Source organism: Paenibacillus sp. UNC496MF, assembly GCF_900113915.1.
Classification (GTDB): Bacteria; Bacillota; Bacilli; order Paenibacillales; family Paenibacillaceae; genus Paenibacillus_Z; species Paenibacillus_Z artemisiicola.
Window position 1 is genome coordinate 223,797 of record NZ_FORE01000008.1, and the last position, 21,050, is coordinate 244,846.

Annotated in this window: 13 protein-coding genes; 8 read left to right on the top strand and 5 right to left on the bottom strand. The window is 65.0% G+C overall.

The features are described 5' to 3' along the window. Positions 1–26: 26 nt before the first annotated feature. A complete protein-coding gene (locus tag BMZ79_RS14945) occupies positions 27–1,064 on the bottom strand; it encodes a ribonucleotide-diphosphate reductase subunit beta (RefSeq protein ID WP_090641331.1) in 1,038 nt (345 codons plus the stop codon). Positions 1,065–1,269: 205 nt separating this feature from the next. Next, positions 1,270–3,495, bottom strand: a complete 2,226-nt coding sequence (locus BMZ79_RS14950; RefSeq protein WP_090641332.1) for a ribonucleoside-diphosphate reductase subunit alpha — start codon at positions 3,493–3,495, stop codon at positions 1,270–1,272. Positions 3,496–3,972: 477 nt separating this feature from the next. On the opposite strand from BMZ79_RS14950, the gene BMZ79_RS14955 reads away from it, so the two are divergent. The 7 genes from BMZ79_RS14955 (at position 3,973) to BMZ79_RS14985 (ending at position 16,385) form a co-directional block, all read left to right on the top strand. Then, a complete protein-coding gene (locus BMZ79_RS14955) occupies positions 3,973–5,619 on the top strand; it encodes a copper resistance CopC/CopD family protein (RefSeq protein ID WP_090641579.1) in 1,647 nt (548 codons plus the stop codon). A 100-nt stretch (positions 5,620–5,719) separates the two neighbouring features. Next, the gene (locus tag BMZ79_RS14960) at positions 5,720–6,571 is read left to right on the top strand and encodes a sensor histidine kinase (protein WP_090641333.1); all 852 of its coding nucleotides are present in this window, start codon (positions 5,720–5,722) and stop codon (positions 6,569–6,571) included. A 5-nt stretch (positions 6,572–6,576) separates the two neighbouring features. Further along, positions 6,577–7,296 (top strand): response regulator, encoded by a 720-nt coding sequence (locus BMZ79_RS14965; protein WP_090641335.1) that lies wholly within the window; start codon positions 6,577–6,579, stop codon positions 7,294–7,296. 152 nt (positions 7,297–7,448) lie between these two features. Continuing rightward, positions 7,449–8,093 (top strand): YcnI family copper-binding membrane protein, encoded by a 645-nt coding sequence (locus tag BMZ79_RS14970; protein ID WP_256252753.1) that lies wholly within the window; start codon positions 7,449–7,451, stop codon positions 8,091–8,093. Positions 8,094–8,494: 401 nt separating this feature from the next. Further along, complete coding sequence (gene pheS, locus BMZ79_RS14975) at positions 8,495–9,526, top strand: phenylalanine--tRNA ligase subunit alpha (RefSeq protein WP_090641336.1); 1,032 nt, start codon at positions 8,495–8,497, stop codon at positions 9,524–9,526. Between the two features lie 16 nt (positions 9,527–9,542). After that, entirely contained in the window at positions 9,543–11,987 is a 2,445-nt protein-coding gene (gene pheT, locus BMZ79_RS14980; RefSeq protein ID WP_090641337.1) for a phenylalanine--tRNA ligase subunit beta, read from the top strand. A gap of 306 nt (positions 11,988–12,293) precedes the next feature. Continuing rightward, on the top strand, positions 12,294–16,385 hold the full coding sequence (locus tag BMZ79_RS14985; protein WP_143088961.1) for a hypothetical protein: 4,092 nt from the start codon (positions 12,294–12,296) through the stop codon (positions 16,383–16,385). A 302-nt stretch (positions 16,386–16,687) separates the two neighbouring features. Here BMZ79_RS14985 and BMZ79_RS14990 read toward each other — a convergent pair whose 3' ends face one another. From BMZ79_RS14990 to BMZ79_RS15000, 3 genes are all read right to left on the bottom strand, one after another. Then, complete coding sequence (locus tag BMZ79_RS14990) at positions 16,688–17,374, bottom strand: SDR family NAD(P)-dependent oxidoreductase (protein ID WP_090641340.1); 687 nt, start codon at positions 17,372–17,374, stop codon at positions 16,688–16,690. 249 nt (positions 17,375–17,623) lie between these two features. After that, positions 17,624–18,016: a cupredoxin domain-containing protein gene (locus BMZ79_RS14995; RefSeq protein ID WP_090641341.1), complete on the bottom strand. Its 393-nt coding sequence runs from the start codon at positions 18,014–18,016 to the stop codon at positions 17,624–17,626. Positions 18,017–18,106: 90 nt separating this feature from the next. Beyond that, entirely contained in the window at positions 18,107–18,469 is a 363-nt protein-coding gene (locus BMZ79_RS15000; RefSeq protein ID WP_090641342.1) for a phage holin family protein, read from the bottom strand. A 219-nt stretch (positions 18,470–18,688) separates the two neighbouring features. Here BMZ79_RS15000 and BMZ79_RS15005 point away from each other — a divergent pair, with 219 nt between their 5' ends. Next, a complete protein-coding gene (locus BMZ79_RS15005; protein ID WP_090641343.1) occupies positions 18,689–21,049 on the top strand; it encodes an endonuclease MutS2 in 2,361 nt (786 codons plus the stop codon). Position 21,050: the final 1 nt, after the last annotated feature.

The window sequence follows — 21,050 nt, forward strand, 5'->3', positions numbered from 1 at the left end:
ACGAGGCGTCGGAGGAGGAAGCGGTCCTACAGGTCGCCCCAGTTCAGGTTGGACGACTTGCTGTAGTTCGTGACCTTTTGCTCGAAGAAGTCGGTCTTCATGCCGTTCATGTTGCTGAAGCTCTCGACCCATTTCATCGGGTGCTCGGTGATTTCCGGGTACAGGATGTCGAGGTTCAGCTTGCGCAGCCGCTCATTCGACAGGAACTTGATATACGCATCGATGATCTCGTCGGTCAGGCCCGGGATCTGATTGTTCGTGATGTACTTGCCCCACTCGATCTCGTGTTCGACGGCCGTGCGCATCATCTGGCGCAGCTCCTCGATGAGAACCGGCGTGAACAGCTCCGCGTTCTCCTTGCGGACTTCGCGGAAGATGCCTTGGAACAACGCGAGATGCGTCAGTTCGTCCCGCTGAATGTATTTGATCTCGGATACCGTTCCGAGCATTTTTCCTTGTCGGCCGAGCGCGTAGAAGAAACTGAAGCCGCTGTAGAAGTAGATGCCTTCCAGGATGTAGTTGGCCATGATCGTCTTGATCAGGTTTTGCGAAGACGGGTTCGCGATGAAGTTCTCGTACAGATCCGTAATAAACCGGTTGCGCTTGAGCAGGTTCTTGTCCTCGCGCCACAGATTGTAGATTTGGTCGCGCACTTCCGGCGAGCAGACGCTGTCCAGGATGTACGAGTACGACTGGCTGTGCACCGCTTCCTGGAACGTGTGCACCGTCAGCACGAGGTTGACTTCCGGCGCGGTGATGTACTCGTTGATGTTCGGCAGGTTCGCCGTCTGCAGCGAATCCAAGAAGATCAGGAAGCTGATGATTTTATCGTAGCTGTTGCGCTCGGAGAGCGACAGGTTCTTGTAGTCCTTGGCATCCTGGGACAGCGGGATTTCTTCCGGAATCCAGAAGTTGTTCATCATCGTCCGGTACATCTTCGTGGCCCAGTCGTATTTGACGTTGTTCAGCTCGATGAGGTTGGTCGTGTTGCCGCCGATCATGCGGCGCTTGCCCCAGTCGCGGTCGCCTTCCTCGTTAAACAGTTTTTTCTTCTGCAGTTCCATGAAATGGGCTGCCTCCTTCTGTTCCTGCTACCTAAGAGTGCTGCAATGCTTCCATGATCCCATTGAATAGCTTGCCCCGCTGGCCGTATGAGGCTTATGTGTCCGCAGCCGCGAATGCCGCGTGCCCCGTCATCCGACAGGGCACGCAAGCCAGCTCCGATCCGAACCCATCCCGTTCGCGGGGCCGCTTATGTTCAAGGCAAGATTACGAGCTGCAGCTGACGCAATCTTCCACTTCCAAGCTCTTGTTGCGGCAGTAGTACACGGTCTTGAGCCCGTTCTCCCACGCGGCCATGTACAGGTCCATGAACTCCTTCGCCGTGTAGTTCGGCGTGATGTAGAGGTTGAACGACTGCGCTTGGTCGATGTGGCGCTGACGGCGGCCCGCCGCTTTGATGCTCCAGTGCTGGTCGATATGGTGCGCTTCCTTATAGAGCCAAAACGTCTCTTCGCTCAGGTTCGGCGCCGTTTGCGGAATGACCGCGTTCTTCTTCTCTTCGACGAAGAACTTGCTGAAGATCGGGTCGATGCCCGCCGTGGAGCCGGCGATCAGCGACGTCGAAGCCGTCGGCGCGATGGCGAACATCCAGCCGTTGCGCACGCCGTGCTCGGCGACGTCCTGCTTTAGCTTCTGCCAGTGCGGGGCATCGTAACCGCGCGATTCGAAATAAGCGCCGGTCTGCCATTCGCTGCCTTCGAAGACGCGGAACGCGCCTTTCTCCTTGGCGATCTCCATCGACGCTTTGACCGCGCAGTAGTTGATCCATTCGTACAGCTCGTCGGCGCGATCCAAGTGCTCGTCGGATTCCCACGCGATGCCGTTCAGCGCCAGCCACTGATGGTAGCCGCTCGTGCCGAGGCCGACGGCGCGGTATTTCTGGTTCGTGATTTCCGCCTGCGGAATCGGATAATGGTTCAAGTCGATGACGTTGTCCATCATGCGCATTTGGCAGCTGACGACTTCCTCGATCTCTTCTTTGGACCGCGTGCGGCCGAGGTTGAGGGAGGAGAGATTGCAGACGACGTAATCGCCGGACTTGATTTGCGTCGTGATGATGCCGTCCTCGTGCGTCGTCGTGATGTATTCCGTCGGGCTCATGTTCTGGCAGATCTCCGTGCACAGGTTCGAGCAGTAGATGATGCCCTTGTGCTTGTTCGGGTTCGCGCGGTTGACCGTGTCGCGATAGAACACGAACGGCGTGCCCGTCTCGAAGGAGCTTGCCAGGATGCGCTTCATGATCTCGATCGCCGGCACTTCCTCGCGGGACAGCTCCGGATGGTTCACGCACTCCTCGTAGCGGCGCTCCCACTCTTCGCCCCAAGCGTCTTCGAGGGAGAAGCCCATGTAACCGCGCACTTCGTGCGGATCGAACAGGCACCACGTCTCGCGCTCCTGCACCTTGCGCATGAACAAGTCCGGGATGCAGACGCCCGGGAAGATGTCGTGCGCCTTCATGCGGTCGTCGCCGTTGTTCGTCTTCAGGTTCAGGAAGTCGAAAATGTCCTTATGCCATACGTCGAGGTAGACGGCGACGGCGCCGGAGCGCACGCCGAGCTGGTCGACCGCGACCGCCGTGTTGTTATAGTTTTTGATCCAAGGGACGACGCCGCCGGCGACGCCTTTAAACCCGCGGATGTTGGAGCCGCGGCTGCGGACCTTGCCGATGTAGATGCCCATGCCGCCGCCGAATTTGGATACTTGGGCGAAGCTGGAGTCGACGTTGTAGATGCCCCACAGGTTGTCGGGCACCGTGTCGATGAAGCAGCTCGACAGCTGGTGGAACGGCTTGCGCGCGTTCGCGAGCGTCGGCGTCGCCACCGTCATCTGCAGGCGGCTCAGCACGTCGTAGAACTTGCGGGCCCAAGCCAGCTTGTCGTCTTCCTTCATGGCCAGGTGCATGGCAACGCCCATGAACAGCTCTTGCGGCAGCTCGAGCACGTCGCCGTTGAAGCTCTTGATGAGGTAGCGGTCGGACAGCGTCTTCAGGCCGATGTAATTGAACAGGTAGTCGCGTTCCGGCACGATGTAGTTGCCGAGCTCGCGGATTTCGTCGCGCGTGTAGTGGTCCAGTATGTAGCTGCCGTATAAGCCCTTGTCGGTCAGGTACGTGATGAGGGAGTAGAAGTCCCCGTAGCCGAAGTAGCCGTATTTGCGGTTGATGGCGGATTCTTTATAGAGATCGTACACGAGAAGCTTGGCCGCGACATATTGCCAGTTCGGCTCTTCGATGCTCGTTTTCTCGACTGCAACTTGCGTCAGCGTACGTTGGATTTCTTTGGTCGTGATGTTGTTGCGGAAATAGGGGAGCAAGGCCGTTTCCAGCTCCAAAGGATCGCAGTCGCTGTAGCTCTGGCAAGCGAAATCGATGACCTTCTTCAGCTTGGAAAAGATGAGTTCTTCCTTCTGACCATTCCTTTTAATAATATCCACGGGCAGAGCCACTCCTTGTCGAAGGTTGTCGTCCGACAACCCGTAATACACAATATGTTGTAAGTACTTTCCTACGTTACACCGAGATATAGTGATAGTCAAGCTAAACAATTCGACATCCGGGCCCTCCGGAAAGCCCGTTTTCTACATGAAAAATCAATGAAAGCTCGCAGCGGCGCCTTTTCGCAAACGGTCGATCCGGCGTCCCCGAAGGCAAAATAAAAGGCGGCGAGCAAAAAACAATTATAGCATTTCGGGCCGCGGATGTGTCGTGACAATAATAGGGATTTCGACGCGGATCCGGATCGGGGATTCGCCGCGGCAGGGCGGAAACGGATTCGTTCAAACAAAAGTTGAATTTACGATTGGTGCTCGGCGATTCGCTCTAGTACACTAGGCTTATATTGGCGACCGGTTTGAAACCGGCGCATGGAACAGAAGGAAGGGACGTGACGTTACGAGATGTTGCTCGGACGCATGATTGGACGACGTAAACCGATCCGTCGCGCCTTCGCGGCGGCGGTGTTCGCGCTATGGCTCGGCATCCTGCTGGCCGGCGCGCCTTCGGCCGCGCTCGCGCACGCCGAGCTGGAACGCTCGGTGCCGGAGCCGAATACCAAATACGAGCAGAGCCCCAAGGAAGCGGAGCTCGCCTTTAATGAAGCGATCGAAGCGAAGGTCGGCTCGCTGGAGGTGCTGGACGACAAGTCGCGCCGGGTGACGCAGGCGGATCCCGTGCCGAGCGCCGACCATCGGACGCTGAAGCTGGCGCTGCCCAAGCTGGGCGAGGGCGTCTACACGGTGTCGTACGCGATCGTTTCCGCGGACGGCCATCCCGTCAGCGGCTCGTACGTCTTCGTCGTGGGCAACCCGCCGCAGGGCGTCGACGCTTCCGCGTTCGACCCGCACAAGGCGCTCGGGCACGAAGGCCACGGCGCGGCGACGGGGCTGACGACGAACCAATTCATTATTTACGCGGTCCGCTCGCTGTATTACGCGGCGCTGCTGTGGACGGCGGGACTCATGTTCTGGTGGCTCGCCGCCGGGAACCGCGGCGGGGCGCTGGCGGACATCCGGAAGAAATGGGAGCCGATCGCGCTGCGCACGCAGCTCGTGGCGGTGCTCCTGTACGTTTTCGTCCATGCGCGCGAGATTCTGAAGGGCTATCCGTCGAGCGACTACGGCAAGCTCTTCCTCGATACGGCCGTGGGCAAGGAATGGATCGCGCTGGCGGCGCTGGCGCTGCTCGGGTTCCTGTTCGTCCGGCTCCACCCGGCGCTCCGGGCGCTCTGGGCGGCGGCGATGCTGGCCGTCGAAAGCTGGAGCGGGCACGCATCGGTCTTCTCGCCGAAATACGCGACGGTGCTGTTCGACTTCCTGCATCTGGCCTCCGGCGCCGTATGGGCGGGCGGCCTGACGCTGCTCTTCATGCTGTGGCTGAAGGATCGCAAGGAAGCCGGCCGCTTCGCCGCGCTGTTCTCCAAGGCGGCGCTGCTGTCGCTCATGCTGCTCGCGCTGTCGGGCGTCGGGATGACGCTGCTCTTCCTGCCGAGCTTGAAGTACCTGTTCTACACGGCGTGGGGCACGCTTCTGCTCGTCAAGACCGGGCTGGTGGTGCTGGTGCTCGGGGTCGGCGGAACGCTGCACCTGCGGATCCGCAAGGGCGGTCTGCCGACGGGCGCGCTGCTGCGCGCGGACGCCGCGCTGATGGTCCTGATCGTCGTCGTCGCGGCGCTGTTCACGTACGTCAGCCCGCTGCCGGCCAACGAGCCCGTCACGTACCATCAGATGGGCGAGAAGCTGCATCTGTCCTTCCGCGTCACGCCGAACAAGGCGGGCGTCAACGAGCTGACCGTCAAGGTCTGGCTGCCGGACGCCGTCGGCGCCGCGAAGTCGGCGGAGCTGAGGCTGTTCTCGCTCGACCGCAAGGAGCTCGGACCGATCGAGGTGCCGCTCAAGCCGTTCGAGGATACGGAGCTGACGGACTTCGAGGGCTACGCGAAGACCGCCTACAAGGCCGAAGGGCCGTACGTTCCGTTCGCCGGCCGGTGGGAGGCCGAGATCCGCGTCCGCGACAAGGACGATAACGAGACGGTGCGGAAGGTCGATTTCCGCAACTATTAACTTTCGCGGCTAGCAAGGCCAAGGCTCGGGTCAAGGGCCGCCCGATCGAGCCGCCGCAAGGCGGAACGGGCGCCGGGACGGAAGGGAGGCAGGGACGAGGATGACGTATAAGCGGCTGAAATGGCTCATTCTATGGACGCCGACCTTGACGATCGCGCTGTGGGAATATTTGCGCCATACGCTGCTGCTGCCCTATCTGTCCATGGATCTCGGCAACGCGCTGGCGCCGGTCATCGTCATGACCGTGACCGCCACGCTGCTGCTCCGGCTGTTCCGGATGCTGGAGGACACGCAGGACACGCTGCAGCGGTCCAAGGCGGCCGAGGCGGCGTTCGAGGAGCGCGAGCAGCTGGCGCGGGAGCTGCACGACGGCATCTCGCAATCGCTGTTCCTGCTGTCCGTGAAGCTCGACAAGCTCGAGCACGCCAAGGATCCGGAGCTCGCGGCGGAAACGATGGGCCAGCTGCGAAGGACGGTCAAGCACGTGTACGACGACGTCCGGCAGTCGATCGCGGCGCTGCGGAGCGAGCCGTCCCGGACCGACGTGCAGTGGATGCGGGCGGTGCGCGACATGGCCGCGGAGCTGGAGCTCGGCGGCCTGCGCGTCGAGCTGGACTGGCAGCTGGCCGATGCCCGGCTGTCGGGCAAGGAGAAGGTGCAGCTGATCGCGATCGTGCGCGAGGCGATGCAGAACGCGCGGAAGCACGCGGGCGCGTCGCGCCTTCGGGTGCAAGCCGCGGCCGGCGGGGAGGCGGCGTTCCGCTGCACGGTCGCCGACGACGGCGCCGGGGCCGATCCGGAGCGGCTGTTCGCGAAGGGGCGCTACGGCGTCCGGATGATGCAGGGACGCGCCGCCGAGATGGGCTGGCGCTTCGCGGTCCGGCCCGCCGGCGCGGACGACGCGTGGTCCGGCGGCCGGGGAACGGTCGTGGAAGTCGAGAAGGAAGGGTGAGCGGCATGGAGGGGAACGGAACCGGGAACGACAAGGTCAGAGTGCTGCTGGCGGACGACCATCCCCACGGCCGGGAAGGCATGCGCGACATCGTCGGCGGGGCGCCGGAATTCGAGATCGTGGGCGAGGCGGCGAACGGCGAGCAGGCGGTCGCCATGGCGGCCCAGCTGGCGCCCGACCTCGTGCTGATGGACATCAACATGCCCGTCGTGTCGGGAATGGAGGCGACGCAGCTGATCAAGGCCTTCGATCCCCGGATCAAGATCGTCATGGTGACGGTGTCCGACGACATCACGGATCTGTTCGAGGCCATCAAGCGCGGCGCGCAGGGCTACCTGCTCAAGAACCTGTCGCCGTCCTCCTGGCTGGAATATTTGCGGACCGTGGCGCTGGACGAGGCGCCGCTGTCCAAGGAGCTGGCCTTCCGCATGCTGCAGGAATTCAACGGCGGCAGCGGCTCCGGCTCGGCGCGGCGCCCGGGGCAGCAGGGTCCTCCGGGCGGGCGGGGGCCGGAGGATCGGGCGCATACGGCGCTGACGCAGCGGGAGCGCGAGGTGCTGGAGCAGGTGGCGTCGGGCGGCTCCAACCGGCAGATCGCCGAAGCGTTCGGCCTTTCGGAGCATACCGTCAAGAACCACTTGAAGAACATTTTGCAGAAGCTGCATCTCGACAACCGGGTCCAGCTGACGCGGTACGCGCTGGAGAAGGGGCTCGTGAAGGAATAAGCCGCCGTCCCGGACAAGGGACACGATTTCGTAACAACCGCATAGCCCGTTCGAGTCATGTCTTCGCGGCACGTCTGCGCTATACTCCCTCTAGGCTAAGATAATGATACCGGCAGATGGGGGAACATTTGCCCGAGGGAGGATGCGGCGGAATGTTGAAACGCATGAAGAAATTATCGGTGATCGGGGCGGCCTTAATGCCGCTGTTCCTGTTCGCGTCCATGGCGAGCGCGCACGTGACGGTGCAGCCGAAGCAGACGACGCAGGGGAGTTACGAGGTATTCTCGGTCCGCGTGCCGAGCGAGAGCGAGAACGTGACGACGACGGGCGTGAAGGTGACGGTGCCGGACGGCGTGGCGATCAGCCGGGTCGAGCCGAAGGCGGGCTGGAAGTACGACCTGGAGCTCGCGCCGGACACGAAGGCGGTCAAGTCCGTCACGTGGACGGCCGAAGGGGCGGGACTCGCGCAGACGGAATTCACGGACTTCCGCATCTCCGGCAAAGTGGCGGACGACGCGGCGCAGCTGGTTTGGAAGGCGTACCAGACGTATAGCGACAAATCCGTGGTGGAATGGGTCGGCGCGGACGGTTCGGATCACCCCGCATCGGTCACGGCGGTCGTCGCGGGCGCCGCGGAAGGCGACGGGCACGGCGCGCCGGCGGCTTCGGCGGATGCCGAAGCGGCGGCGGACAAAGGCGGCGCGAAGGAAAACGTCTCGTTCGTCCTCTCGATCGCGGCGGCAGTGCTCGGCGCGGCGGCGCTGATCGCGTCGCTGACCCGCCGGAAACGGGCGTAATCGCGAAAAAAGGACGGAATAGGCGGCTTTTCGCGCGGGACGGACTTGCGAACGAGCGGCGAAGTTTCGTATAATAAAACGAACATACGTCAATGCGATGAGGAAGAAGAGTACGCAGTGCTTTCCGCAACAGGGAGGAGACGCCGCAGATTGAGAGCGTCTTCGGGAAATCAGGCTGCCGAAGTTCGCTTCCGAGCAGGCTTCTGAACGGGTGCGTCCTCCGGGCGCATGAGGTAGGAAGCACCGGTCGTCCGGCCGATATCCGGAGCTTGAGGAATCGCCAGGCGATACGGCGGCAGCATGCCGGCGCGGCGGTTCGAATTAGGGTGGTAACACGGTTCTTTCGTCCCTTGCGGGGAGAGAGGACCGTTTTTTATTTTCAAGAGAAGGGACTGGAAGAAATGAAAGAGCGTTTGGAAGCACTGCGCGCCGAGGCGCTGCAGGAGCTGCAGGGCGTCGCCGGCCCGCAGCAGCTGAACGACCTGCGGGTCAAATATTTGGGCAAGAAGGGCGCCCTGACGGAAATTCTCCGCGGCATGGGAAGCCTGAGCGCCGAGGAACGCCCGGTCATCGGGCAGGTCGGCAACGACGTGCGCGCCGCGATCGAAGCGGTCATCGAGTCGAAGCAGGCCGCGTTCCAGCAGGCCGAGACGGAGAACCGCCTCCGCGCGGAAACGGTCGACGTCACGCTGCCGGGCCGCAAGCTCGGCGCGGGGGCGGTGCATCCGCTGAACAAGGTCGCCCAGGAAATCGAGGACGCGTTCATCGGCATGGGCTACACGATCGCGGAAGGCCCGGAGGTCGAGACCGACTTCTTTAATTTCGAGGCGCTGAACCTGCCGAAGAACCACCCGGCGCGCGACATGCAGGACTCCTTCTACGTGACGGACGAAATCCTCATGCGGACGCACACGTCGCCGGTACAGGTGCGGACGATGAAAGCGATGAACGGCAAGCCCGTCAAGGTCATTTGCCCGGGCAAAGTGTACCGCCGCGACGACGACGACGCGACGCACTCGTTCCAGTTCAACCAGGTCGAAGGCCTGGTCATCGGGCCGAACATCCGCATGAGCGACCTGAAAGGGACGCTGCTGCAATTCGTGCAGCTCATGTTCGGCAAGCAGACGCAGATCCGCCTGCGCCCGAGCTTCTTCCCGTTCACGGAGCCGAGCGCGGAGGTCGACGTGACGTGCGTGCAGTGCGGCGGCCACGGCTGCCGGATGTGCAAGCATACGGGCTGGCTGGAAATTCTCGGCTGCGGCATGGTCCACCCGCGCGTCCTGGAAATGGGCGGCTACGACCCGCAGGAGATGAGCGGCTTCGCCTTCGGGATGGGCATCGAGCGGATCGCGCTGCTGAAGTACGGCATCGACGACATTCGTCATTTCTATACGAACGACCTGCGCTTCCTGAGCCAGTTTGTCCGAATGTGAGAGGGAGGCTAATACGATGAACGTATCTTATAAATGGTTGAGCCAATACATCGACCTGGACGGCTATGACGGCGAGCGGCTGGCCGAGCTGATGACGAGCGGCGGCATCGAGATCGACGTCGTCGAATCCCGCAATAAAGGCGTGACCGGCGTCGTCGTCGGCCGCGTCTTGACGAAGGAGAAGCACCCCGACGCCGACAAGCTGAACGTCACGACGGTCGACGTCGGCGGTCCCGAAGCGCTGCAGATCGTCTGCGGCGCGAAGAACGTCGCGGCGGGCCAGCTCGTGCCGGTCGCGACGATCGGCGCGGTGCTGCCGGGCGACTTCGCGATCAAGAAGGCGAAGCTGCGCGGCGTGGAGTCCCAGGGCATGATCTGCTCCGCGAAGGAGCTCGGCTTGAACGACAAGCTGCTGCCGAAGGAGCAGCAGGAGGGCATCCTCGTGCTGCCGGAAGGCACGGCGGTCGGCGCGTCGATCCTCGACGTGCTCGGCATCGACGACGAAGTGCTGGAGCTCGACTTGACGCCGAACCGTTCGGACTGCCTCAGCATGCTGGGCGTCGCGTACGAGGTCGGCGCGCTGACCGGCCGCGCGGTGAAGCTGCCGGACAACCGCGTGAGCGACTCCGCGGAGCAAGCGTCCGCGCGCGTCTCGGTCCGCATCGAAGCGAAGGAGCAGTGCGCGCATTACGCCGCCCGCTACATCAAGGGCGTCAGCATCGGCCCGTCGCCGCTCTGGATGCAGAACCGCCTCATGGCGGCGGGCATCCGTCCGATCAGCAACGTCGTCGACATCACGAACTACGTCATGCTGGAGTACGGACAGCCCCTGCACGCGTTCGACGCGGATAAAATCCCGGGCGGCCGCATTCTGGTGCGCCTCGCGCACGAAGGCGAAACGATGGCGACGCTGGACGGCCAGGAACGGAAGCTCGAGCCGCAAATGCTCGTCATCACGGACGGCGATCGCCCGATCGCCCTCGCCGGCGTCATGGGCGGCGCGGATACGGAAGTGTCGGCGTCGACGGTCGACATCCTGCTGGAGTCCGCCCGGTTCGACGGCGGCACGGTCCGCAAGACGTCGCGCCAGCTCGGGCTCCGTTCGGAATCGAGCCTCCGCTTCGAGAAAGGCGTCGATCCGGCGCGCGTCCTCCCGGCGCTCGACCGGGCGGCCGCGCTGATGGCGCAATACGCCGGCGGCCACGTGCTGGAAGGCGTCGTGGAAGAGATCGCGGCGCCGGCCGCGAAGACCGTCGTGACCGTTTCGATCGAGAAGATCAACCGCTACCTCGGCACGAGCCTGTCGAAGCTGGAGCTGGAGACGATTTTCAGCCGGCTGCAGTTCCACTTCCAATTGTCAGAGGGCGGCGTGTTCACCGTCGACATTCCGAGCCGCCGCGGCGACATCACGCGGGACGTCGACCTGATCGAAGAAGCGGCCCGCCTGTTCGGCTACGACAACATTCCGACGACGGCCATCGAAGGCGCGGCGACGCCGGGCGCCCTCACGAAGCCGCAGGCGATCCGCCGCGAGCTGCGCAAGCGGCTGACCGACGCCGGCCTGCACGAGGTGATCAGCTACTCGTTCACCCACCCGGACCGGACGAAACTGTTCCCGGCGCTGAACGGCGAAGGCATGCTGCCCGTCCGCCTGGCGCTGCCGATGAGCGAGGACCGCAGCGTGCTCCGCACGAGCCTGCTGCCGCAGCTGCTCGAGACGGCCGCGTACAACCGCAACCGCAAAACCGACGACGTCGCGATTTTCGAAATCGGCAGCGTCTTCCATACGGACGAGGAAACGCTCACGCGCCTGCCGCAGGAGAAGCATCGCTTGGCCGTGCTGCTGACGGGCAGCCGCGTCCGCGCGGAATGGAACCGCAGGGCGGAGGCGTACGACTTCTACGACGCGAAAGGCATTCTCGAATCGCTGGCCGACGCGCTCGGCGTCGGCGGGGAGATCGGCTACGAAGCGGCGCAGCCGGCGCACATGCATCCGGGCCGGACGGCCGCCGTCGTCTTCCGCGGCGAGCGCGGTCCCGTCACGATCGGTTACCTGGGCCAGCTGCACCCGTCCGTGCAGCTGGAGCAGGACCTCGCGGATACGTACGTGCTCGAGATCGAGCTTGCGCCGCTCTACGACCACGCGAATTTCGAGATCGTCTACAAAGCCCTGCCGCGCTACCCGGCGATGGAACGCGATATCGCCGTCGTGCTGGACCGCGGCGTGGAAGCCGGCAAGCTGACCCAAGCCGCGGCCGAAACGGCCGGCGGGCTCTTGGAATCGATCCGCATCTTCGACATCTATACGGGCGAGAAGCTCGGCGAGGACAAGAAGAGCGTCGCGCTGTCGCTGGTTTACCGCCACGGCGAGCGCACGCTGACGGACGAAGAAGTGACGGAGCTGCACGGCAAGGTCGTAACAAAATTGGAACAATCTTTTGGGGCAGAATTGCGTAAATAGGCAGGAGATGCCATGAGCCGCATCGAATTAGTTCCGTACGAACGCTAATTCGAGGCGGCTTTGTTTTTTCCGGAGACGGAGGAATGCAGGCTTGTTTGCCACTTCTTTCTATATTTTGGAATAAAACGCGAAAAGCCGAATGGTTCTAGGCTGGATCAGCCGTATCGAAAGCGTTTGCGGCGGCCGGATTCCGGCATGCGGCGGCGGAAAGCCGTCCGGCGGAGGTCCGGTTCGACGGAAAATGGGCGGATGCCCTTCGAGAACGCGCAAATAAATGTTCACCCGGAACAATAGGAGGCTACCCTCATGAACGCTGCCGATCGGACACGTGTGACGGTTGATATATACGGTAATCAATTCAAACTGACGGGCCATAACAATCCCGATTACATCAAACGGATTGCCGCTTTCGTGGACGACAATCTGCATAAGCTGGCGAAGGGCTATCCGCGCCTCGACCTTCCGAAGCTGGCGATGCTGGCCTCGGTGCAAATGGCGGAGGACGTGTTCCGCCTGCGCGCCGAGAACGAGCGCATGCACGAGACGGAGGAGCGCCGCCGGGCCGCCGTGGCCGAAATGGAACAGGCGAAGCGGTTGCTGGACGAGCTGCAGGCGCAGATGGAGGCCGAGCGGCTGGACGCGGAAGCCGGGCTCGAAGCGGAGCGCGGCCGGGCAAGCGCCGAGCTGAAGGATCGTCTCGAAGCCGCGCTGCGCGAAGCCGAAGCGAAGCACGCGAAGGCGGAGGCCGACGCGCGCGAAGAGCTGGACCGCGTCCGCAAGGAGCTGGAGGAACAGCAGCTGCAGGAGATGCTGGCGGCGCAGGCCGAGCTCGAACGCGCGCAGGAAGCGCACGAATCCGCGTTGGAAGCGGCGCGGGAAGAGCGGGAGCGGCTGATTGCCGAGCACGTGCTCGGGCGCGAGGCGGCTGAGGCGGCGTTCGCGCGCGCGCGCGAGGAGCTGGAGCTGGAGCGCGAGCTCGAACGGGAAAGCGCGCACGAAGAAATGGAACGGCTGAGCGCGATGCTGCAGGGGCGGACGGAAGAGGCGCTCCGCGAAGCGGAAGCGAAGGCCGCCCTCGAGCGGGAAGCCGCCGCGGAAGAGCTCGCGCGCGTGCGCGAGGCGCTCGAAGCCGAGCTGGCGACCGCGCGCGGCGAGCTCGAGCGCGAGCAAGGACGCCATGCCGACACCGCGCGCGAAGGGCAGGACGCCTTGGTCCTTGCGCGGATGGAAGCGGAGGAGGCGCTGGCCGCGGAGCGCGAAGCGGCGGCCGCGGAGCTGGCGCGGACGCGGGCGACGCTCGAGTCGGAGCTGCAGGCGCTGCGCGAATCGCTCGAAACCGAGCTGGCGCGGCAGCGGGAAGCGCTGGAGCAGGAGCGCGAAGGCCGTCTGATGGAAGCCCTCGAAGCCGAGGAATCGCTTGAGCGGCTGAAGCAAGAAGCCGATGCGGTCCGGGCGGCGGAGCGGGAAGCGGCCGACGCCGAGCTGGCGCGCGTCCGCGAAGCCGGGGAGCGCGAGCTGGAACGGGCGCGAGCGGAAGCCGAGGCGGCGCTTGCGAGGGCGCGGGAAGACGCGGAGTCGGAACTGGCGCGCCTTCGCGAGACGCTGGAAGCCGAGCTGGCGCAGGCGCGCGAGGCGCAGGAAGCGCGGCAGGCCGAGCATCGCGCGGAGCTGGAGCAAGAATGGGAACGCCAGGATTTGGCGTCTCAGGCGGCGCAGGAAGCGCTGCAGGCGGTGGAAGCGCGGGCGGCCGGCGAGCTCGAAGCGGCCGCGGCGGAACGCGCGCGCGAGCGCGAAGCCGCGGAAGCGGAGCTGGCGCGCCTGCGGGAAGCGGGCGAGGCCGAGCTGGAGCGGCTGCGCGGCGCGCACGAGTCGGAGCTGGCGGCGCAGCGCGAGGCGCTGGAAGCGCGGCTGGCCGCCGAGCGCGAAGCGGCGGAGGCCGAGCTGGCGCAGGCGCGAGCGGAGCTGACGGCGCAGCTCGCGCGGGAGCGCGAGGACCGCGAGCTGGCGGAGCTCGAGGCGCTGGAGGCGCACGAGCGGGTGCTGCGCGAGGCGGACGCGCGCGTGGCGGCGGAACGCGAAGCGCGCGAGGCGGCGCTGGCCGAGGCGGCGGAGCTAGCGCAGGCGGAGCGCGAGGAAGCCGAGCGGGCGCTGCGCGAGGCGGAAGCGCGTGCCGTGGCGGAGCGCGAAGCGCGCGAGGTAGCGCTGGCCGAGGCGGCGGCGCTGGCGCAGGCGGAGCGCGAGGAAGCCGAGCGGGCCCTGCGCGAAGCGGATGCGCGCGCGGCGGCGGAGCGCGAAGCGCGCGAGGTAGCGCTGGCCGAGGCGCAGGAAGCGGCTGCGGCCGAGCTGGCGCAGGCGCGCGCGGAGCACGAAGCCGAGCGGGCGCGCGAGCGCGAGGACCGCGAGCTGGCCGAGCTCGAAGCGCTCGAAGCGCACGAGCAGGCGCTGCGCGAAGCGGTAGCCCATGCGGCGGCCGAGCGCGAGGCGTATGAGCAGGCTAGGCGCGAGGCTGAGGCACAGGCCGCCGCGGAACGCGAGGCGATCGCGGAGCGGCTGCGCGAAGCGGAAGCGCGCGCGACGGCCGAGCGCGAGGCGCACGAGGCGGCAATGGCCGAGGCGACGGAAGCGGCCGCGGCGGAGCTGGCGCGCGAGCGCGAGGACCGCGAGCTGGCCGAGCTCGAAGCGCTCGAAGCGCACGAGCAGGCGCTGCGCGAAGCGCAGGCCCGCGCGGCGGCCGAGCGCGAGGCGCATGAAGCGGCGCTGCGCGAAGCCGAAGCGACGCTCGCCGAGGAGCGCGGCGCGTACGAGCAGATGCTGCTCGCCGCGGCGGCGCGCGCGGGCGGGGAGCGCAAGTCGCACGAGGACGCGCTCCAAGCGGCCGAAGCGCGGGCCGCGGCCGAACGCGAAGCGGCGGAACTGGCGGCCGCGGAAGAGCTGGAGCGCCTGCGGCAAGCTGCGGCGATGGAAGCCGCGCAGCTGCGCGAGGCGCTCGAGCTGCAGCTCGCGGAGCATCGCCGGGCGATGGAAGCGCAGCTTGACCAGCAGCGCGAAGAAGCGCGGGCGGAGCTCGAGCGCGAACGCGAAGCCGCGCTGCTCGAGCTGATCGAGGCGCAGGAGAAGCACGAGGAGGACGTGAGGCGCGAGCGGGCCTTGCAGGAAGCGACGGCGGCGGCCGCGGCCGAGCAGCTGGCGGAAGCCCGGGCCGGATTGCTGGCGCAGCTGGAGCAGGCGCGCGAGGAAGCGGCGGCGGAAGCCGAGCGTCTGCGCGAAGCCGCCGGCCAGGAAGCGGAGCGCCTTCGCGGCGAAGCCGCCCTGGCGGCGGAAGGCGAAGCCGCGCTGCGGAAGCAGCTGGCCGAGCTGCGCGCGGCGCTTGAAGATGAGCGGGCGGCGGCGGAGGCGCTGCTGGCACGGGAGCGCGAGACCGCGCAGGCGCTGCTCGACGAGGCGCTGCAGGAAGGGGCGGCTGAAGCCGCCGCGCTCGCGAACGAACACCGGACGGCGCTGGAAGCCGCCCGTGCGGAAGCGGCCGAGCGCGAGCAATCGCTGCGCGGCGAGCTCGACGCGCGCGGCGAAGAACGGCTTCGTCTTGCGGAGCAGCTTGACCGCGCGAAAGCCGAGCTGGAACGGCTGCGCAAAGAGCTGGCGGACGCGCAGGAGAGCGGCGAGCTGCTGCTAGTGGAAGCGGCCGAGCAGGAAGAAACGCAGCGGAAGACGATCGATCGGCTGCAGCAGGAGCTTCGCGAGCGGGAATACGCCGCGGAGCAGCTGTCCCAGCAGGCCGAGCAGCTGGCGCGCGGCGAGCAGCGCCGCGCGGCGGCGCTGGAAGAGCAGGAGCGGCGGGTCGCTGAGCTGGAAGCGGAGCTGAGGGATGCGCGGGCAAGCGCCGACGACTACCGGCAGCTGCAGCTCGAGCTGCAGCAGGAGCGCGACGGCATCCGGCGGGAGCTCGAGGCGCTGAACGGACGGAACGCCGAGCTGGCGGAGAGGCTGCAGGCTGCCGAGGAACGCGCGGCCGAGCTTATGGGCGAGGCACGCCACTATATGGCGGAGACGGAACGGGTGGCCGACGAAGCGGCCGCCGAGCTGGAGCGCCGGACGCGGGCCGCCGAAGCCGAGTTGGAGCTGGCGAGGCGCGAGGCCGCGGCGCACGCGGAGTCGGAAGCCGGACTGCTGGATCAGCTGAGGCTCGTCGAGGAGCAGGCGCTCCGGTTGCAGGATCGGCCGGAGCAAGACGGGCGGCTCTCGGAACTGGAAGCGGCTTTGAACGACGCGGTGCAGGACAAGGAGTCGCTGCTCGGCGTCCACGAACAGCTGAAGGTGGAGCACGGCAAGCTGACGACGGAATACCGGAAGCTGCAGACCGAATTCAACGACTGGCTTGAACTGATCGAGAACAGCTAGACCGCGGAGCGGCTTGAAGAAAAGGACAGCATCCGAGCTCGGCCGGGTAGATAACCGGTCGAATTCTCTGGAGAAGCTGTCCTTTTTTGCCGGGTTTGACGGTGTCGAATGCAAAAACCGTGACGAACCGAATCGCGCATATCGTCGATTCGGGCGCAGGCGCTCCTCTTCCTCGAACAATCTCGGGCTTCTGGCCAATCTCCGGCTTTCAGCCATTCTCGGAACATTCTCGTTCTCTGGCCATCTCTCTAATCTCGGCCTTTACGCACCATGGAAGTTTTGCCGCGCTGCCTTCCGCGCCGTCAGCTGGCGACGATGCCGCCCGTCTGCCCGTGTTCCGGAAGCGAAGCGAGCCGGACCAGCTCCGGCGCGACCAGCTGCGGATCCCGGCCCGTCGCGTGCATCTCCGAGCGGATCGTCCCGGGATTGAAGGCGTTGACGAGAATGCCGTAGCTCTGCTCTTCGTCGGCCGTCGTCCGCGTGAGCGATTCCAGCCCCGCCTTGGAAGCGCTGTAGGCGGCATACCCGCCCGCGCCGTTGTCCGCGAGTCCGGACGTGACGTTGACGATGCGCCCGTACCGGCTGCCGCGCATCAGCGGCAGCACTTCGCGCGTCATCAGGAACGGCCCGGTCAAATTGGTCGCCAGCTGCCGGTTCCATTCCTCGAGGTCCATCTCCAGCACGGTCCCCGGCTCGAAGGTCGCGGCGTTGTTCAGGAGGATGTCGACCGTGCCGAACTGGGCATAGACCCAGCCGACGGCATGCCGGACGTCCCGTTCGGACGTAACGTCCGCCTGGATGACGATAGCTCTGCCGGTGCCTCCCGCGGTCCGGATCGCCGCCGCCGTCTCTTCGAGCTTGGCGAGCCGCCGGCCGACGAGCGCGACGTGCGCGCCTTCCGCGGCGAAGGCGAGCGCGGCCGCCCGGCCGAGACCGGTGCCCGCTCCCGTGATGATCGCGACCCGTCCTTGCAATTTGCCTGTTGCCATGAAGTCCACCCCTTCGTCGGTTCTTGTGTTGCGGACATCGTACCAAACGGCGGGGGCACGAGGAATAGGCACGGTATCAGACTTTCTTATGAGGGACCGGCGGTTTGCGCGATATTTCCGCGTTTCGGGCTTGGAATCGCGGCTTCATCAGCGATATTGATGAACGTCATCAGAATTCGCTATGGCTCCAAGGCAAAAAGAAACCCGGCTCCGGGCATGGGCTGCATGCCGGGCCGGGCTAACGGTCGCTTATTGCACGACGATTTTGGCGACCATCTTGGCATGGCCGGTGCCGCAAGGCACGTCGCAGTGGAACTCGTACGTGCCGGCGTCGTTGATCGTGACGACCTTCGGCTTGCCGGAGTCGAGCTTGACGTCGAGGTCGGGAATCTCGACCCCGTGCACGCCGTCTTCGGATACGAGCGTCAGCTCGGTCGGTTCGCCCTTCTTGACCGTATATTCGGGCTGGTCGAATTCGTAGCGCTTCGCCTTGATCGTGATTTTCGCGGCCGCGGCCGTGCCGGTTTCCTCGACGCTGCCGCTGCTTCCGGCGTTCGAGCCGGAATCGGATTTGGATCCGCAGGCGGCCAGAATGAAAATCGCGGCGGCGAGCATGACGGCCATGAGCAGTAATTTTTTCACGAAACGTGACTCCCCTTCCCTAATCTGGAATGCTGCCATTCCAGTATAGCGCGAACGGGACGAAATTACTGTGACGAACTATTGAATCCGTTACGCCCGATCCTTGTTCCGTCCCGCTTCGTACGGCGTCGCGACCGGAATGAACAAGTCGATGATGCCGATGACGAGCGCGGCCAGAATGGCGCCCAGCCACGTCACCGATACGCCGCTGACGATGAACTGAGCCACCCAGATGACGACCGCGCTCATGATGAAGCCGACGATGCCCCGTCCGAACGGCGTGACCCGTTTGCCGAAAATGCCTTCCACGATCCAGCCCAGCGCGGCGATGACGAGCGCGAGCAGCAGCGCGCTCCAGAATCCCCCGACGCTGAATTGCGGAACAATGTAACCGACGATCATCAGGACGATCGCGGAGACGATAAACCGTACGACATGACCCAGAAAATGCATATCGATTTCAACCTCCTGCAAAGTATAGTGGTCAAGCGCCGGCCGGGGCCCGTTTCGCTTCGTCCGTGCGGCAAGCGGCGGCCGGCTTACCAAGAAGCATGACACTTCCCGTGTACATGTAGTGTTGCCTTTTCCGGCGGGACCATGCATGGAATCGGACGGTCGTAGCATACGGAGAACGCTTCGGCTATAATAGGAAACGAGAGGAGTTGTGCTCGCTTGGACAGCAAAATCTTACACACGCTCGATTACGCGAAAATTGTATATACATTAAGCCAGCACGCGGCGACGGCGCTCGGCAAAGCCGAGGTTGAAGCGCTTCATCCCAGTTCGGTGCTGGACGACGTGAAGCATGCGCTCCAGGTCACGGACGAAGCGTACAAAGCCGACCGCCTCAAGGGCAACGCGCCGTTCGGCGGCGTGGCGGACGTCAAGCCGTCGCTTATGCGCTCGAAGATCGGCGGCACGCTGAATCCGGCGGAGCTGCTCGAGATCGCCGAGACCGTTCGGGGCGGCCGCCGCGTGAAGCGGCACGTCCTGCAGCTGCACGACGACGATCCCATCCCGATGCTGGCCGCCATGGCGGAGCAGCTGACGGAGCATAAGCCGCTCGAGGACGCGATCTTCCAATGCATCGACGACCAGGCGGAGGTCATGGACAGCGCCAGCGCCGAGCTCGCGAACATCCGAAGGGAGCTCCGGTCCGGAGAATCGCGCGTCCGCGAGAAGCTGGAGAGCCTGATCCGTTCGTCGTCCGTGCAGAAGATGCTGCAGGACGCCATCATCACCATACGGAACGACCGTTACGTTATCCCGGTCAAGCAAGAGTACCGCTCGAACTTCGGCGGGATCATCCACGACCAGTCGGGCTCGGGCGCGACGCTCTTCATCGAGCCGGAGGCGGTCGTCGCGATGAACAACCGGCTGCGCGAGCTGCGGCTGGCGGAGGAGCGGGAGATCGAGAAAATCCTGCAAAAGCTGACCGCGCTGACCGCGGAATACGCCGACGACCTGACGGTCGACCTGGATCTGCTCGGCAAGCTGGACTTCGCCTTCGCGAAAGCGCGGCTCGCCCATGTCATGAGCGCGTCGATGCCGCGCATGAACGACCGCGGCTACTTGAAGCTGCGCCGGGGACGCCATCCGCTCATTCCGCGGGACCAGGTCGTGCCGATCGACGTGGAGCTCGGCAACCAATACACGGCCATCATCGTCACGGGGCCGAATACCGGCGGCAAGACGGTCTCGCTGAAGACGATCGGCCTGCTCAGCCTGATGGCGATGTCCGGGCTGTTCGTGCCGGCGGAGGAAGGCAGTCAGCTGTGCGTCTTCGACGCGCTCTACGCCGACATCGGCGACGAGCAGAGCATCGAGCAGAACCTCAGTACGTTTTCCAGCCATATGACGAACATCATTCGCATCCTGAACACGATGACGCCGAAGAGCCTCGTGCTGCTCGACGAGCTGGGCGCCGGAACGGATCCCGCGGAAGGCTCGGCGCTCGCCATCGCGATTCTCGAGCATATGCACAAGCTCGGCTGCCGGATCGTGGCGACGACGCACTACAGCGAGCTGAAGGCCTATGCGTACGACCGCAAGGGCGTCATCAACGCGAGCATGGAGTTCGACATCGCGACGCTGAGCCCGACGTACCGGCTGCTGGTCGGCGTGCCCGGCCGAAGCAACGCGTTCGCGATCGCGGAACGGCTCGGCCTGCAGCGCGGCATCATCGAGCATGCGCGGGGCGAAGTGAGCGAGGAGGACGTCCGCGTCGAGACGATGATCGCCTCGCTCGAGGAGAACCGGATCGGCGCCGAGCACGAGCGCCAGACCGCCGAGGCGCTGCGCAAGCAGCTCGAGGAGCAGCAGGCCCGCCACGAGGCGGAGCTTCGGCGCTTCGAGGAGCAGCGGGAGAAGCTGCTCGCGAAGGCGCAGGAGGAAGCCCGCGCGGTCATGCTGCGCGCCAAGCGCGAAGCGGAGGACATCATCGCGGACCTGCGCAAGCTGGCGCAGGAGGAAGGCGCGGCGGTCAAGGACCATAAGCTGACGGAAGCCAGGCGCCGCCTGGACGAAGCGACGCCCGAAGCGCGCAAGTCGGCGGCCAAGCCGAAGACCGCCAAGCCGCAGCAGATCGGGAATGGCGACGAAGTCATGGTGTACAGCCTCGGCCAGCGCGGGCACGTCGTGGAGCTGAGCGGCTCGGACGCGCTGGTGCAGCTCGGCATCTTGAAGATGAAGGTGGCGCTGAGCGACCTTGAGCTCGTGAAGAACGCCGAGAAGTCGAAGACGCATCAGCCGAAGCTGGCGGCGAGCCTGAAACGGACCCGCGACGAGAACGTCCGCTCGGAGCTCGACCTGCGCGGCTCCAACCTCGAGGAAGCGATGCTGGAGGTGGACCGGTTCCTGGACGAATCGTTCCTGGCCGGCTTCGGGCAGGTTTACATCATCCACGGCAACGGCACGGGCGTGCTGCGCAGCGGGATCAGCGATTTCCTGCGCCGCCATAAGCACGTGAAGAGCTACCGTCTGGGCAAATACGGCGAAGGCGGCGCGGGCGTCACCGTCGCCGAACTGAAGTAAG

Excerpts from the sequence above, each read along its gene's own strand:
- BMZ79_RS14945 (WP_090641331.1), bottom strand. The coding sequence starts at position 1,064 with ATGGAACTGCAGAAGAAAAAACTGTTTAACGAGGAAGGCGACCGCGAC.
- BMZ79_RS14955 (WP_090641579.1), top strand. The coding sequence starts at position 3,973 with ATGATTGGACGACGTAAACCGATCCGTCGCGCCTTCGCGGCGGCGGTG.
- BMZ79_RS14960 (WP_090641333.1), top strand. The coding sequence starts at position 5,720 with ATGACGTATAAGCGGCTGAAATGGCTCATTCTATGGACGCCGACCTTG.
- BMZ79_RS14965 (WP_090641335.1), top strand. The coding sequence starts at position 6,577 with ATGGAGGGGAACGGAACCGGGAACGACAAGGTCAGAGTGCTGCTGGCG.
- BMZ79_RS14970 (WP_256252753.1), top strand. The coding sequence starts at position 7,449 with ATGTTGAAACGCATGAAGAAATTATCGGTGATCGGGGCGGCCTTAATG.
- pheS (WP_090641336.1), top strand. The coding sequence starts at position 8,495 with ATGAAAGAGCGTTTGGAAGCACTGCGCGCCGAGGCGCTGCAGGAGCTG.
- pheT (WP_090641337.1), top strand. The coding sequence starts at position 9,543 with ATGAACGTATCTTATAAATGGTTGAGCCAATACATCGACCTGGACGGC.
- BMZ79_RS14985 (WP_143088961.1), top strand. The coding sequence starts at position 12,294 with ATGAACGCTGCCGATCGGACACGTGTGACGGTTGATATATACGGTAAT.
- BMZ79_RS14990 (WP_090641340.1), bottom strand. The coding sequence starts at position 17,374 with ATGGCAACAGGCAAATTGCAAGGACGGGTCGCGATCATCACGGGAGCG.
- BMZ79_RS15000 (WP_090641342.1), bottom strand. The coding sequence starts at position 18,469 with ATGCATTTTCTGGGTCATGTCGTACGGTTTATCGTCTCCGCGATCGTC.